Source organism: Shewanella sp. FJAT-52076 (assembly GCF_019457455.1).
GTDB classification, from domain to species: domain Bacteria; phylum Pseudomonadota; class Gammaproteobacteria; order Enterobacterales; family Shewanellaceae; genus Shewanella; species Shewanella zhangzhouensis.
Map to the genome: position 1 here is coordinate 3,951,700 of NZ_CP080415.1, position 14,016 is coordinate 3,965,715.

Consider the following 14,016-nt stretch of genomic DNA (forward strand, 5'->3'; position numbering starts at 1 on the left):
TTTTTATGCCGTTCCGCTTCCACGAGCCGGCAAAACACAGGCCCATAAAAATTATACTTGCCATAACGATTACATCTGTAATATTAATAGTATTACACGTGTAATTGATTAAGCAGGCAGCGCCATGACCCAACCCGAATTGAAAGACATCAGCCCCACCGAACTGGAAGTGCTTAAGGTGCTGTGGCAGCAAGCGCCCCTCAGCGCCAACGACATAGTCGAGGCACTTAACCGCGAGGGAGAGTGGCATGAGAAAACCGTCAAAACCCTGATAAACCGCTTAGTGAACAAGGGGGCATTGGGGTTTGAAAAGGATGGCCGCGCCTATCTTTACTTCCCAAAGCTCGCCGAACATTCCTATCAACGCAAAGAGAGCCTGAGCTTTATCGAGCGGGTATTCGGCGGCAAGTTGGCGCCTCTGGTAGCGGGCTTTGCGGGCAGCAATAAGCTGACCGAAGAGGATGTAGCCGAGCTTAAGCAGCTTATCGACGCCTGGGAGAAGGAGCAAAAGCATGATTGAGCTCATTCTCAGGCTCACGCCGCCACTGACGCTGCTGCTGGCACTGCTTCTGCTGCTGCGCCCCTGGGTGCTTGAGCGCTTCGGTGCCCGCTTCCAATACGGTCTGTGGCTATGTGTGCCGGTGTTGCTGCTGGCGCTTATCGTACCTTTGGCAAGCCCTGCCGGTGGCAGTGCGATGGAAACCTATAGAGTCACCCTGGGCGAGATTTCCCACGGCGCAGGCAAAGCCGATTGGCTGAACGCGGCATATGTCACCGGTCTGGTGCTTGCTGTGTCTGTGCTCGGCTTAAGCCTGATTCGTCTTGCCCGGCTTATGCAAGGCGCCAAGCCTGCCGCAGACACCAAGAGCACAGGCACGCGTTTGCTGACATCCACCGAAACCGAAGGCCCTTTTGTATTCGGCCTGTTTCGTCCCACTGTTGTGCTGCCCGACGGCTTTGAAACACGTTTCAGCAGTAAAGATCAACAGCTTATTCTTGCCCACGAGCTCAGCCATTGGCGCCGGGGCGACTTGCATTGCAACTTACTGGCGCTGGCGCTGTTGTGCCTGTGCTGGTTTAACCCCCTGTGCCTGCTGGCGTATCGCCGCTTCAGACAGGATCAGGAAATGGCCTGCGACGCCGATGTCACCATCGAGCTCAGCCAGGCCGACCGTATTGCCTATGGCCGCGCGCTCATTGGCAATGCCGCTACGGTTGCCCGGAGTTGGCAGCCGCTTTCACACCACTATGGAGATAAACACACCATGCAACAACGACTCATACAGCTCAAACACAGCAAGGGTTTCAGCGCGGCTTCGCTGCTGACACCACTGGCACTGGTGGCCGCCCTCGGTATCTGGGCCCAGGCTCCGGCCATGGCTGGCGACAGCAAAGATCTCAGCAAGCCTGTGGTTCGGATTGAGCCCAAGTACCCCATAGATGCCGCTAAACAGGGTATCGAAGGCTATGTCCAGGCAAGGTTTGATATCAATGCCGAAGGCAAAGTATCCAATGTCGTGATTTTCAAATCTGAGCCCCAAGGCATGTTTGATAAGGTATCAATCGATGCGCTGAACCAATGGCAATATGAGCCCAAGGCCAACAAAGGCGTCGAGGTACAACTCGACTACAGGCTGGCCCCACCTAAGCCCGTCAGTCAAAAGCCGGGTGACGGTGAGCGCGAACGCATCGCAGTACTGCCCCACAATGAAGAAAAACACCGATATCTCAGCCCTAAGCGATACACCTGAATTTCCGGCAAATGGCCAAACTGCCGGTTAAGCAGATGCGATGCAACGCCACAAGCGGGCCGGCCCTTGTGGTATTGCGTTGCCTTTCTCCCCTCAAGCGCCTGTCACCAACTCCTTTGTCACCCTACGCTGGCCTGCAGAAAAGTCGCCTACAGGAAAGTGAAATCCGCTATGACGGGTCTTATGGATTAACGAATGGAGAGGCCTATGATGCACAGTTCCCACACTACCAAGTTGCCAGGCTCCGCAACCGAAGGCGTAACAAAACTGGCCGAAATTACCCTCGGCGGAGGTTGCCATTGGTGTATCGAAGCGGTGTTTCAACGTCTGAGCGGGGTAATCAAGGTCGAGCAGGGCTTTGCACAATCTGCGCCGCCCTGTGACAGCTGGTCAGAGGCGGCACGGGTGAGTTTTGATCCCGAAAAGATAAGCGAAGAGCAGCTGGTACGGGTGCATCTTCACACCCACTCCGCCACCAAGGCCCACAGCCTGCGCGGCAAATATCGCTCGGCGCTGTACTTTCACAACCACAATCAGCAGCAACGGCTGACTGAGATATTAACTGTGCTTGGCATCGAATTCTCCGAGCTCCTTATCACCCAAATTTTGCCGCTTCAAGGCTTTAAAGCCACTCCGGCCCAGTACCAAAACTACTATCAAACCGACCCAGACAGGCCATTTTGCCAGGTTTATATTGCCCCCAAACTTGAAAAGCTGACGCGGCTATTGGAGGATGACAAGTCGTGATTTGACCACAAGGGACTGCCATGGAATACGCACAGGAATACACCAAGCGGGAAAAATGGACGCGGGTGTGCCTGTATTCGCTGCTTGGATTGCTGCTGATTATGGGCCAGCGGTTGTGGTTCAATCCATTTATCGAGGACTTCGCCAATCGACCCCACTGCTATTGCCGGCCTGAATGGTGCCGACTATTTCTGGCAGCTCATCCTGGTGGGTATTCCGGTACTGGTGCTTCTCCCAATGCTGTTCACTCTGGTGCCGATGGCCATCAGGGGATTGGTGCAAGGCCGCTTTCCCCCCGAGGGCGAGAAAGTATATAAACCCACATTGGTAGTCCGCGGCGCCAAAGCCTACGTGAAACCTGTACTCTACCTGACCATAACGGTTGCCAGCGTCCTCTTGATCTGGTGGGGGCATCAGCAAGCCGCTATCATGCCAGCGTTGGACAGCGATAAGCTGGACCCCGCACTGTGTCAGTCAGACACGTAATCAATTCAGATTGGTTTAGGAGAAACCTGATGTCCTGGATTTGCAAACATTGCCACACCAAGGTGGAAGACGACGCCTTTGAAATTTGCTGGCAGTGCAATACTCCCCGAGACGGCGAAGCGCCTGCTCCAAAAGCTGCGCTCGCGTGTTTGCGTTGCCATACTCCCCTGCGTTTTGTCGGAAGCAAAGACTTTCATGAAGGCAGTCGTTGGGGCGTGCTGGGTGAACTGGGAGAGCTTTTCGTCAACAAAGAAGCCCTCGACATGTATGCCTGCCAAAGCTGCGGCAAGGTGGAATTTTTTCTCACCGGCTATCAGGGCGAAGACGCCTAATCTCAGGCAGCCGATGTCAGACAGACCCGGATTCGCCACCTTGAATGCATTATCCACTCCATAAGCGAACAGGCTGGGTGACCAAGCACTCTGTGGTTTGTCCACCCGACCTGTCCTGGTCCTGACGTTTGCCCGGCAGAGCATACATCCAACTACACCGCCAGTGGCGATGCCAAATCGGCTGCGAGCGCCTTGGCCTTGTCGAGCGCTTCGGCAACCGACCTTCGGTGCCGCTCGTCGCCAAACTCCTGGTATTCGGCGGCAATGTGGAAAAACCGGCTGGCGCCGAGGTAACGACTTAGCAGCTTAATGTGGGCGCCGAGATGGTCTTTGTGGGCCTGAGCGCCACCGGACTCAAAGCCGGATTCGCCGCAGGAGCTCAGCAGCACCAGGGTCTTACCGCCGAAAATCGGCTCTATCGGGCAATCGCCACGGGCTAAATCGAAGGAAAAGGTTTTATTGATACGTATGACCTGATCAAACCAGGCCTTCAGCGCCGCTGGCATACCGTAGTTATACATGGGCGCCGAAATCACTATCAAATCGGCTGAAGCCACCTCATCTATCAGTTCATCTGAAAGCGCCAACACCTTCGCCTCTTCATCGCTAAGTTCGGTCTTCTTAAAACAGGCTGCAATCCAATCCACAGTGATGAAATCGGGCGGTGTCAGTGCCAGGTCGCGCTGAATATAGCGGGCGTTTGAGTGCTGCGCCCGATAGCCCCTTACAAAGCAATCAGCCAACTTACGGGAAATGGATTGATGCTGTGACTTTTCAGGGTCAAAACTGCGGGCGCTGGAGTCGATTTGTAACAGTGTGGCCATGGGCATTCCTTGGTGTAATTAAGACCCTGGCATTTTTGCAAGCACCGTCTTGACGGACAAACGAGAAAGCACGCAATATAACTTAGCTTATCTCATCTATAGTGCTCACCATGTTTTCACAGTTACCCTCCCTGAATAACCTCAAAGCCTTTGCGGCAGCGGCCCATTTCAACAGTTTTAAAGTCGCGGCCGAGGCACTAAACGTCACGCCAACCGCCATTTCTCATCAGATAAAGCATCTGGAGCAGTTTTTGAATGTTCGCCTGTTCGAGCGGCAGGTGCGCCAGGTGGTGTTAACCACCGAAGGGGAGAAACTGGCAGCGACCACAGAGCGGATGTTCCGTGAACTCAGTAACACCCTGACAGAGCTGAGCAAGCCTGCCACGCAAATCACAGTGTCCTGCTGCACCTCGTTCGCCACCCTGTGGCTGGCACCGAGGCTTGCAGATTTTCAGCAGCGCTATCCAGACATCGACGTACAAATCCTTGCAAGCGACAGCCTGCAAAACTTCAGCGAAGCCACGCAGCTGGATATCGCCCTGCGCTACGGTAAAGGGGTGAATGATGGGGAAATCCTGCTCGCGACTGAAACCCAAAGCTGCTACCAACAGAGCACCAAGCTCCAGCCATCGGGCAGACTGTTTGTGACCCACTGGCGGGAAAGCAGCGCCCTTGGCAATCTGCCATGGCAGCAGCACCTTGACGGATTAGGCTTTACTATCAAAAGTTTCGAGCAGGAGCAGTACACCCTGCAGGCGGCGCTGGCGGGGCAAGGAATGGCGCTTATCAGCAATGTACTCGCCGAGTCCGTGGTCAAACAAGGGTGGCTGGTTAAGCAAGGCCACATGCCGGAATTTGCAGGTTACAACTATTGCCTGCGGCTAAATCCCAAGCGCGAGCATAACCACAGGGTGCGCGCCTTTGCCCACTGGCTGCAGGCAGAGTTTGCTCCATTGCAGACCAGCAGCACCACGGATTAATAGCTTTGTGATGCACAATCTTAGCGCACAGCATTCGGTGGTAAGCAAGTAGGCTTTACTGTGTTTGCCATTCTCTTGTGCCCCTACCGCGGTTACCATATTGGCGGCTCGCCAATCCGGAATACCAAAAGGTCATTAACCGTCCATTGCAGGATTTGTAATCCGTATCAACCCATGCAGCATAGATACCGGGCCAAATTGAATTACCCTCAACAGCATAGATATGGAAACCCAGCGCTGCTTTTCCTTCCTCACAGCCGTGGCGCGCACCTTTCCTCCCATGCCTTGATTCAGAAGACTTTGCATCATTGGGAACCTTGAGATGACCAACTACTTTGACAATCCTTTTGCGGGCAAACCGATAAAAGACCAGATTACCAACCCCAACATTAAGGTTGGCCGCCACAGCTATTACTCCGGCTACTACCACGGACACAGTTTTGATGACTGCGCCCGCTACCTTAGCCCTGAACGGAACGATGTCGACCAGCTCATCATAGGCAACTTCTGCTCTATTGGTTCCGGAGCCGTGTTTATGATGGCGGGCAATCAGGGGCACAGGGCCGACTGGATTACCACCTTCCCATTTTTCTATCAGGATAACCCGCACTTCGCCGATGCCATCGATGGCTTTCGCCGCGCGGGCGATACGCTAGTGTGCAATGATGTGTGGATTGGCTCTGAAGCCATGATAATGCCCGGTGTAACCATAGGTGATGGCGCTGTGATAGCCAGCCGGGCGCTGGTCACCAAGGACGTTGCCCCCTTTGAGATTGTCGGTGCCAACCCCGCCAGGCATATACGTTTTCGATTTGATGAACGTCAAATACAGCGATTACTGGAAATGACATGGTGGCACTGGCGCGACGATGAGTTGCAAGGCGCCATGGCACTGTTGTGTTCGGGGGATATCGACGGCCTTTATCAATATTGGCAACAGCAGATACTGCCAAACCGGGCTGACCAGACGCCCTGATCCAACCCAACCATCCGCCTCGGGAGATGCAGCAATCTATGAAGTTTTATTTACGCCGGATGAAGCCCAAAGCGGCCTGCCCACCACGCCCGCCGATGAAAAAAATCCTCTGGTCCTGGCTTGGCGCCTTTGTGGGCATCTATCTGGTAGCCAATCTGGGGCAATGGATGGGACCGGTGGAGCCCGGGCACATGTTTGTGATTGGCTCCTTTGGCGCCTCGGCGGTGTTGGTGTATGGCGCGCCCATGGCGGACTTTTCCCAGCCCCGTAACCTGATATTGGGTAACCTGTTATCGGCACTGATTGGCGTGAGTGTGTGGCAGCTTGTGGGCGATAATCCCGTGCTCGCCTCAGCGCTTGCGGTATCGCTTGCGATTGCTGCGATGCACCTGACCCGCACCATGCACCCGCCCGCGGGTGCGGCGGCGCTGATTGCCGTGATTGGCGGTGACAGCGTTCAGCGCCTCGGCTACCTGTATGCCGTTACCCCGGTGCTGCTCGGCTCGTTGGCCCTGCTGTTGGTGGCGTTGGTTATCAATAACCTGTCATCCAACCCCAAACGTCACTATCCACGCTACTGGATCTAGGCGACTGGCATCAGGCCGCGGTGATTGCGAAAGCGGCCTCCTGACGCAGCTAGCGCACGGGCTTTTTCTGCCCGGAGACAAGCCCCGACTGACGCTGTTTTTTGTCAGCTTTCGCGGCATGCTGCATCAGGCGCTGAAACTTGGGACATTCCAGGTAACTGGGGGCGCTGCACTGGGCTGCATGCCTAAGGCCATCGCGCATGGTGCTTAGCCTTTGGATGCGGGCATCCAATTCATCGGCCTTTTCCACCAGCTTGGCTTTGTCTATTTCAGGAACACCATCAGTGCCAAGCATGCCGGCAATCTCATCCAGCGAAAATCCCGCTGACTGCCCCAGTGCAATCAGGGCCAGCCGCTCCAAAATGCCGGGCGGAAACACCCGCTTAAGACCATCGCGGCCGTTGGAATGGATAAGCCCCTTTTCCTCATAATATCTGAGCCTTGAAGCCGCTACGCCCGACTGTTTCGCTACCTGTGAAATGTCCACCACATCCTCCTTGACCTCAAGTTGACTTGAAGTTGTACCCTGCTGACTGCTTAACCACAAGGACGGAAGACAAGAATGCTACTTTTGCTGCAAATACTGATAGTTGGCGTGGGGGCGACCCTGGTGATGGATATCTGGGCCATGGTCAGACTCAGGCTGTTTGGGGTACCTTCGCTGAACTATGCCATGGTTGGCCGCTGGCTGCTGTGGATACCCAAAGGACGTTTTATCCATAACCCGATAGCCAGCTCTGAATCACAGCAAGGCGAAGCCTTGGTTGGCTGGCTTGCCCATTACGCCACAGGCATCGCCTTTGCCGGACTGCTGCTGCCGTTTGCCGGTGCCATCTGGTTTACCGAGCCTACCTTAGCCCCGGCAATCACCCTCGGGCTTGTTACAGTGGCAGCACCGTTTTTGTTACTGCAACCGGCGCTGGGCATGGGCGTGGCAGCCTCGCGTGCGCCAAGGCCATGGCATGCCCGGGCGCACAGCATCATAACCCACGCCGTATTTGGCCTGGGTTTGTACCTCAGCGCCCTTGTCGTCAGCCAACTTGCACTGTTTTAACGGCATACATAGAGACGATTGCTGGCTCGCTGAAAACAAAAACGCCGCTGAATGCGGCGTTTTTTTAAGACTCAAGCTTCGTTTTTATGAACCAAGCTTATTTGTTCGGCTTGCGGCTTTGGCCTTGTCCGGCAGGCTTGGGCTTGCCAAATATCGGTTTGGCACCGGGGCGCTGATTGCCGTCTTTGCCTTTATTCGGACCATTTTTAGCCGGGCCATTTTTATTTGCGCCACTTTTAGCAGGAGTAGTGCCTGCACCACCTTTACCCTGAGGCTTGGCTTTAGTGGCACCATTGGCTTTGGCACCTGAGGCTTTTTCAGCCGGGCCTTTACGGTCGTCAAACTGATTGGCGCTGAAGCGGGTAAAGGCCTGCTGACCCTTTTCGGCCTTTGGCTTACCGCCCTTGGCACTGTTACCCTTGGTACTGTTGCCCTTACCGGCCCGCTGCTCGGCGCGGCCTTCCGGCGGTACCAGATGCTGGGTACCGGTGCCAATCAGGTGCTCCTTGCCCATGGCGATCAGGGCCTCACGAATAAGCGGCCAACCGGCGCTGTCGTGGTAACGCAGCAGCGCCTTGTGCAGGCGGCGCTGGCGGCCCTTTTTCGGTACCGGCACTTCTTCACTGCTGTGCTTGACGTTTTTCAGCGAGTTCAGCTCGGTGTGATAGATGGTGGTGGCATTGGCCATGGGTGACGGATAGAAGTTCTGCACCTGATCCAGCTTGAACTTACGCTCCTTAAGCCAGAGCGCCAGATTCACCATGTCTTCATCCGTGGTGCCCGGGTGGGCCGAAATAAAGTAAGGGATCAGGTACTGCTCCTTGCCCGCCTCTTTCGAGTACTGGTCGAACAGCTCCTTGAACTTGTCGTAGGTGCCCATGCCGGGTTTCATCATCTTCGACAGCGGCCCTTCTTCGGTATGCTCAGGGGCAATCTTCAGGTAGCCACCCACGTGGTGCTTGGCCAGCTCCTTCACATAACGGGGATCTTCGATGGCAAGGTCATAGCGCACGCCGGAGGCAATCAGCACCTTCTTGATACCGGGCACGTCACGGGCGGCGCGGTACAGGTCGATGGTGTGCTGATGGTCAGTATCCAAATGGCCACAGATACTGGGGAATACACAGGACAGGCGGCGACAGGTCTTCTCGGCCTTCTCACTCTTACAGCCCAATCGGTACATGTTGGCCGTCGGGCCGCCGAGATCGGAAATCACACCGGTAAAGCCAGGCACCTTGGCCTGAATATCCTTGATTTCCTTGACAATAGACTCCTGCGAACGGCTCTGGATAATACGCCCTTCGTGCTCGGTAATGGAGCAGAATGAACAGCCACCAAAGCAGCCCCGCATGATATTGATAGAAGTCTTAATCATGTCGTAGGCAGGGATTTTTTCCTTGCCATACACGGGGTGCGGTACCCGCTGGTAAGGCAGGTCGAACACCGCATCCATCTCTTCGGTAGACAGGGGCCAGGCCGGTGGATTCACCCAGATACCGCGATCGCCGTGGGGCTGAAACAGGGCACGGGCACAACCGGGGTTTTGCTCCTGATGCAGAATACGCGAGGCGTGGGCGTACAGGTATCTGTCTTCGCTCACCCGCTCGAAGGCGGGCAGGAGCACATAGGTCTGCTCCCATGGGCGCGGCTTGGGCGGCTGGATACTGATGGGCTTGGCCACTCGCACACCATCCGGCGCAGTCTCGTCGTTAAACACCTTGGCTTCGGTGGGGCCGGATAAATTCTGACAGCCCACATCGTCGGCACCATAAGGGTTGGGGATGGGGTCGATTTTATGCAGCTGGTCGATTTTGCGGGAGTCCATGCCGCGCCAGCCGGGCATGGGCGTCTTGCTGATAATGGCGGTACCACGAATATCGGTCAGCTGGGATGCCGCTTCACCGCCAGCCAGACGGTGGGCAATTTCGGCCAGTGGTCGCTCGGCATTGCCGTATACCAGGATGTCGGCCTTGGCGTCGAATATCACGCTGCGACGCACCTTATCAGACCAATAGTCGTAGTGAGCGATGCGGCGAAGACTGGCCTCGATGCCACCAATCACCACGGGGACGTCTTTAAAGGCTTCTTTGCAGCGTTGGGTGTATACGGTAACGGCGCGGTCGGGGCGCTTGCCACCCACGTTACCAGGAGTATAGGCGTCGTCGTGGCGCAGTTTGCGATCGGCAGTATAGCGGTTAATCATCGAGTCCATGTTGCCTGCCGTCACCCCGTAAAAGAGGTTGGGCTTACCCAGCTTCATGAAGTCGTCTTTGCTGGACCAATCGGGCTGGGAAATAATGCCCACACGGAATCCCTGCGCTTCCAACATACGGCCAATCACCGCCATGCCAAAGCTGGGGTGGTCCACATAGGCATCGCCCGTGACTATGATGATGTCACAGCTGTCCCAGCCAAGCTGGTCCATCTCGGCCCGGGACATGGGCAGGAAGGGGGCAGTGCCGTAGCACTCGGCCCAGAATCTGGGATAACTGAAAAGGGTGGCTTCAACGCGCATCACACTAACCTGACGACTCAATCACTCTGGCATCATCCCCGGATGACGCCGTTTCAAGGGCGCGGAGTATAACAGGACTCCGCCCTTAAGTGTGACTAAAAAACAACCAAAGACCGAGTTTTTTCGTCGGATGTTATGGCGACATTACCACCCCGGACCAAAGCCCCATTGCGCCAGGTTTATCAGTGCCAGTACCAGCACCAGAATCCAGGTTAGAAGCGTGCCGTAGAAGCGCCCCGCATGGTAACCGCCTCGGCCCTGAGTCAGGCCAATGCCATGGAGTATCCTCGCAATCAACCAGCTTGCGCCGAGCACATGCAGATACAGGGGCGAGAGTCCATTGAGTTCGGCACAGGCCAGCAGGAGGAGCACCATGGGTGCGTATTCCAGAAAATTGCCGTGTACCCGAATTGCCACTTCAAGGGCCTTACTGTGCCCGGCACCCAAACCGATTTTTTCACTGCGCCGCAGCCGCACCACGCCCCAGGCAAACACCAGCATCAAGAGTGCGGATAAGCTTAAATATAAGGCTGTAACCGGTAGTGGCATATTTGTCTCCGAAAGGTTGTTGGATTGGCATTATTCTTTGAAATGTCATTAAATCCGGTTAACCCCCCGGTTGCAACTTGGGGTATGATCCGCGCGCCCGTGCAATCGCGGGCAGGCCGACTAACCTACAGGGTGGACATACTAGGCGTGGACAACGCAGAATTTATTGAAAAGCGCAGGTTTATCATTAAGTTGGGAAAGGCTCTGCACAAGTTTGGCACGCCGGCCTACCGACTCGAAACCCACTTGCAAAATGTATCCAGAATGTTGGGTATCGAGGGGTATTTCCTGATTTCCCCCACCTCCATGACCTTCGTACTGCAACACGATGCCGATCAGGAATATAACCACGTCGCCCGGGTAAAACCCGGTGAGCTGGATTTGGGCTCCCTCGCCCGCACCGACGAACTGGTGGATGAACTGATCAGCGGCAAGCGCACTCTGCAGGACGCCATGGACCGCCTGGAAGAAATTATCAATAAACCCAACCCCTATGGCCCACTGCTCACCCTGCTGGCGTTCGGCTCGTCGGCGGCCGCCTTTGCCATGCTGATGGGCTCGGGTTGGAACGATGTGCTCTGGTCTGGTTTGCTTGGGCTGATAGTCTATGCGCTGGTGTACCGGGCCGAGCGCTCCAAACGGATGGCGGAGATGCTGGAGCCGCTGGCTGCCATCGTCTGCGCCCTGGGCGCCACCTTTATCAGCCAATACGATCCGGGCATCAATATTCCAGTGGTGATTCTATCGGGGATCATTATCTTTATTCCCGGCCTTGCCCTGACGTTGGGATTGGCTGAGCTCGCCGCCCGTGACCTCATGTCAGGCACCATGCGCATCATGGATGCGGTCATGCTGCTGTTTAAGTTGTATTTTGGTGCCATTCTCGGGCTGGTTGTGGGCAAGGCCCTGTTTGGCGAGGCCATTTATATGGAGTCTCAGCCGGTGCCCCGGCTGGCCATTTGGTCAGCGGTACCCATTCTGTCCATGGCGCTGGTGATCATCTTTAAAGCCCGTATGAAGGATGCTCCCTGGGGCGTACTGGCTGGGATTGTGGCCTTCTTTTCGGCCATGGCCGGCGGTATCTACCTTGGCGACAGCATAGGTATTTTTATCGGTGCCTTTGCTGTAGGTATATACTCCAATCTCTTTGCCCGTTGGATGAAAGCACCGGCCTCCATTGCGCTGCTGCAGGGCATAGTTATCCTGGTACCCGGCAGTAAAACCTACATCGGATTGAACGTGCTTATCTCAGGTGAAACCATGCTGAACCAGGCGCATCTGGGGTCACAGATTTTCCTGATTTTTATGTCGCTTATTGCGGGCCTCATCTTTGCCAACGTGGCAGTGCCACCTCGCAGAACCCTCTGAAAAATAGGGGTTGATGGCAAATGTCGTTGGCCCCTTTATCCATCCATAGTTGCACTTAAGCTTAAGTAAAAATTTAAGTTTTTTCGTACCTTGCCTTGACTATCCCCACTCTTGTGGTGTTAATAAAATGTAGAGACCACAGCAGCAGGGGGGATGAAAATGGCGACAGAGCTTCGACTGAAAGGCGTGTTGTTGTTGGCCCTGCCCCTTGCCTTCAGTGCGCTGGCCGAGACGGCCCCGGAAGCGGCTGCCGATGGTACAGGCAGCGCCGATGTGGGCAAAATCCTGGTTATCAGCCATCCCATTTTTGATGAGTCAGATCCTGACACCTTTTTTATTCACCGCTGGGCCAACTTCCTGCACATCAACACCCGGGAGTCCACGGTAAAAAGCCTGCTCAGCTTTAAAGAAACCGATGCCGTCACGCAAAAAGACCTGGATGAAGCGCAGCGCCTGTTGCGTGCCGAGCCGTACCTGCGGGATGCCACCATCAAGTTTGCCGAAAAAGACCCGGACGCCGACGAAGCGAATGGCCACAGAGACGTGGTGGTCGAAACCTGGGACAACTGGTCATTGCTGCCTACGGTCAGCGCCAGTCATAACGGCGGCGACACCAAATATTCATTTGGCATCAAAGAAGACAACCTCCTGGGGACTGGGATAAAAACCCGCCTTAAATATCAATCCGAGCGCGACAGAACCGGCTACAAGGTTGCGTTTGATATACCGCTCACCATAGTGCCCCATGGCAGACTGGCCGCCGACTTTTATGACAACAGCGATGGGGAAGCCGCTTACCTGTATTTCGACCGCCCCTTCTACACGTTGGATGGTAAGCTGATGTATTCGGCAGAAGTGCTGCACGATAAGCGTACCGATACCCTGCGACAAAACGGGGTAGAAGTGAATACATTCGCCCATAATGTGGATTACGTTAACCTGCGTTACGGCTGGCTTTCAGACAAAAACAGTGACCACCTGACCCGGTGGATAATTGGCGTCACCCAAGATAAGCACAGCTTTGAACCAAGTGTGTTTTCACCCAGCGCCGAACTGCCAAAGGACAGGGACTTTCTCTATCCCTGGATAGGTTGGCAGTACATTCAGGATGATTATCGGGTTTTAAGAAACATCCATCTCATCAACTACAACGAAGACTTTAACCTGGGCTGGCAGCATTATTTCACTGCGGGGCTGGAGGTTCAGGACACAGATGGGGATGTACCGGGTGTGCATTTGAGCATGGCCTCGTCCCGTGGTTTTGCCAGCGAAGACAGCCTGCTGCTGTTATGGCTCAAAGGTAGAGCCACCTTAAACACCACGCAAAAAGACAATTATCAGCTGCAGGGCATTGCCGAGTACTTTTATCAGATTAATCCCAAATGGACTGCCTATGGCAAGGCCGTGCTCGGCACCTCCGACAACACCTACGGGGATATCACCATTGCTCTGGGCGACGAAACCGGGCTCAGGGGTTATCCGAATGACTACCAGCATGGGGATCATCACTGGCTGCTAAGCGCCGAAATCCGCAACTACCCCAATATCAACCTCTATCAGCTGGCAGAACTGGGTTGGGCAGCGTTTATCGATGTAGGACAAGCGTTTGGCGGCCCCGAGGCTGAGCTGAATGAAACCCGGGCTCCCATAGCCTCTATTGGTATTGGGGCCCGAATCTATTCATCCCGTTCAAGCTACGGCAATATCGCCCACATTGACCTGACGGTGCCTTTTGGCAGTGGCGAGCATGTGGACAGTTGGGAGTGGCGATTCCTGGTAAAGAATCACTTTTAGGGATGCTGCTGCCACTGATAGAGGAAGGCAGCACCTGCAAAATAATGTTTTGA

At 55.0% G+C, this 14,016-nt stretch carries 15 protein-coding genes; 11 read left to right on the forward strand and 4 right to left on the reverse strand.

Annotated elements, in window-relative coordinates; genetic code table 11:
* The first annotated feature begins 124 nt into the window (after positions 1–124).
* The 5 genes from K0H79_RS17420 to K0H79_RS17440 all read left to right on the forward strand — a co-directional run bounded on the left by K0H79_RS17420 (position 125) and on the right by K0H79_RS17440 (position 3,316).
* Positions 125–520, forward strand: a complete 396-nt coding sequence (locus K0H79_RS17420) for a BlaI/MecI/CopY family transcriptional regulator (RefSeq protein WP_220076663.1) — start codon at positions 125–127, stop codon at positions 518–520.
* Positions 513–1,751: a TonB family protein gene (locus K0H79_RS17425; RefSeq protein ID WP_220076664.1), complete on the forward strand. Its 1,239-nt coding sequence runs from the start codon at positions 513–515 to the stop codon at positions 1,749–1,751. Before K0H79_RS17420 ends, K0H79_RS17425 begins: the two co-directional genes overlap by 8 nt.
* A 207-nt stretch (positions 1,752–1,958) precedes the next feature.
* Positions 1,959–2,498: a peptide-methionine (S)-S-oxide reductase gene (locus K0H79_RS17430; RefSeq protein WP_220076665.1), complete on the forward strand. Its 540-nt coding sequence runs from the start codon at positions 1,959–1,961 to the stop codon at positions 2,496–2,498.
* Positions 2,499–2,735: 237 nt separating this feature from the next.
* A complete protein-coding gene (locus K0H79_RS17435; protein ID WP_220076666.1) occupies positions 2,736–2,984 on the forward strand; it encodes a hypothetical protein in 249 nt (82 codons plus the stop codon).
* Positions 2,985–3,013: 29 nt separating this feature from the next.
* A complete protein-coding gene (locus tag K0H79_RS17440) occupies positions 3,014–3,316 on the forward strand; it encodes a hypothetical protein (RefSeq protein ID WP_220076667.1) in 303 nt (100 codons plus the stop codon).
* 152 nt (positions 3,317–3,468) lie between these two features.
* Here the strand turns inward: K0H79_RS17440 and K0H79_RS17445 are convergent, their stop codons facing one another.
* Positions 3,469–4,140, reverse strand: coding sequence for an FMN-dependent NADH-azoreductase (locus tag K0H79_RS17445; protein ID WP_220076668.1), 672 nt, complete (start codon positions 4,138–4,140; stop codon positions 3,469–3,471).
* Positions 4,141–4,250: 110 nt separating this feature from the next.
* On the opposite strand from K0H79_RS17445, the gene K0H79_RS17450 reads away from it, so the two are divergent.
* The 3 genes from K0H79_RS17450 to K0H79_RS17460 all read left to right on the forward strand — a co-directional run bounded on the left by K0H79_RS17450 (position 4,251) and on the right by K0H79_RS17460 (position 6,683).
* The gene (locus K0H79_RS17450; protein WP_220076669.1) at positions 4,251–5,120 is read left to right on the forward strand and encodes a LysR family transcriptional regulator; all 870 of its coding nucleotides are present in this window, start codon (positions 4,251–4,253) and stop codon (positions 5,118–5,120) included.
* A gap of 322 nt (positions 5,121–5,442) precedes the next feature.
* A complete protein-coding gene (gene catB, locus K0H79_RS17455; RefSeq protein ID WP_220076670.1) occupies positions 5,443–6,096 on the forward strand; it encodes a type B chloramphenicol O-acetyltransferase in 654 nt (217 codons plus the stop codon).
* 38 nt (positions 6,097–6,134) lie between these two features.
* Positions 6,135–6,683: an HPP family protein gene (locus K0H79_RS17460; protein ID WP_220076671.1), complete on the forward strand. Its 549-nt coding sequence runs from the start codon at positions 6,135–6,137 to the stop codon at positions 6,681–6,683.
* A gap of 49 nt (positions 6,684–6,732) precedes the next feature.
* Here the strand turns inward: K0H79_RS17460 and K0H79_RS17465 are convergent, their stop codons facing one another.
* Complete coding sequence (locus K0H79_RS17465) at positions 6,733–7,170, reverse strand: helix-turn-helix domain-containing protein (protein ID WP_220076672.1); 438 nt, start codon at positions 7,168–7,170, stop codon at positions 6,733–6,735.
* Positions 7,171–7,245: 75 nt separating this feature from the next.
* Between K0H79_RS17465 and K0H79_RS17470 the strand changes: the two genes are divergently transcribed.
* Positions 7,246–7,737, forward strand: a complete 492-nt coding sequence (locus tag K0H79_RS17470) for a DUF2938 domain-containing protein (RefSeq protein WP_220076673.1) — start codon at positions 7,246–7,248, stop codon at positions 7,735–7,737.
* A gap of 97 nt (positions 7,738–7,834) precedes the next feature.
* Here the strand turns inward: K0H79_RS17470 and K0H79_RS17475 are convergent, their stop codons facing one another.
* Together K0H79_RS17475 and K0H79_RS17480 are read right to left on the reverse strand one after the other, a co-directional pair.
* Positions 7,835–10,252, reverse strand: a complete 2,418-nt coding sequence (locus K0H79_RS17475) for a YgiQ family radical SAM protein (RefSeq protein WP_220076674.1) — start codon at positions 10,250–10,252, stop codon at positions 7,835–7,837.
* Positions 10,253–10,396: 144 nt separating this feature from the next.
* A complete protein-coding gene (locus K0H79_RS17480; RefSeq protein WP_220076675.1) occupies positions 10,397–10,801 on the reverse strand; it encodes an MAPEG family protein in 405 nt (134 codons plus the stop codon).
* A gap of 147 nt (positions 10,802–10,948) precedes the next feature.
* On the opposite strand from K0H79_RS17480, the gene K0H79_RS17485 reads away from it, so the two are divergent.
* On the forward strand, positions 10,949–12,169 hold the full coding sequence (locus K0H79_RS17485; RefSeq protein ID WP_041410642.1) for a threonine/serine exporter ThrE family protein: 1,221 nt from the start codon (positions 10,949–10,951) through the stop codon (positions 12,167–12,169).
* Positions 12,170–12,322: 153 nt separating this feature from the next.
* A complete protein-coding gene (locus tag K0H79_RS17490; RefSeq protein WP_220076676.1) occupies positions 12,323–13,963 on the forward strand; it encodes a hypothetical protein in 1,641 nt (546 codons plus the stop codon).
* The last annotated feature ends 53 nt before the right edge of the window (positions 13,964–14,016 follow it).

Bases quoted from the DNA above. Each gene is read 5' to 3' on its own strand.
- K0H79_RS17420 (WP_220076663.1), top strand. From the start codon at position 125: ATGACCCAACCCGAATTGAAAGACATCAGCCCCACCGAACTGGAAGTG.
- K0H79_RS17425 (WP_220076664.1), top strand. From the start codon at position 513: ATGATTGAGCTCATTCTCAGGCTCACGCCGCCACTGACGCTGCTGCTG.
- K0H79_RS17430 (WP_220076665.1), top strand. From the start codon at position 1,959: ATGATGCACAGTTCCCACACTACCAAGTTGCCAGGCTCCGCAACCGAA.
- K0H79_RS17435 (WP_220076666.1), top strand. From the start codon at position 2,736: ATGCTGTTCACTCTGGTGCCGATGGCCATCAGGGGATTGGTGCAAGGC.
- K0H79_RS17440 (WP_220076667.1), top strand. From the start codon at position 3,014: ATGTCCTGGATTTGCAAACATTGCCACACCAAGGTGGAAGACGACGCC.
- K0H79_RS17445 (WP_220076668.1), bottom strand. From the start codon at position 4,140: ATGGCCACACTGTTACAAATCGACTCCAGCGCCCGCAGTTTTGACCCT.
- K0H79_RS17450 (WP_220076669.1), top strand. From the start codon at position 4,251: ATGTTTTCACAGTTACCCTCCCTGAATAACCTCAAAGCCTTTGCGGCA.
- catB (WP_220076670.1), top strand. From the start codon at position 5,443: ATGACCAACTACTTTGACAATCCTTTTGCGGGCAAACCGATAAAAGAC.
- K0H79_RS17460 (WP_220076671.1), top strand. From the start codon at position 6,135: ATGAAGTTTTATTTACGCCGGATGAAGCCCAAAGCGGCCTGCCCACCA.
- K0H79_RS17470 (WP_220076673.1), top strand. From the start codon at position 7,246: ATGCTACTTTTGCTGCAAATACTGATAGTTGGCGTGGGGGCGACCCTG.
- K0H79_RS17475 (WP_220076674.1), bottom strand. From the start codon at position 10,252: ATGCGCGTTGAAGCCACCCTTTTCAGTTATCCCAGATTCTGGGCCGAG.
- K0H79_RS17480 (WP_220076675.1), bottom strand. From the start codon at position 10,801: ATGCCACTACCGGTTACAGCCTTATATTTAAGCTTATCCGCACTCTTG.
- K0H79_RS17490 (WP_220076676.1), top strand. From the start codon at position 12,323: ATGAAAATGGCGACAGAGCTTCGACTGAAAGGCGTGTTGTTGTTGGCC.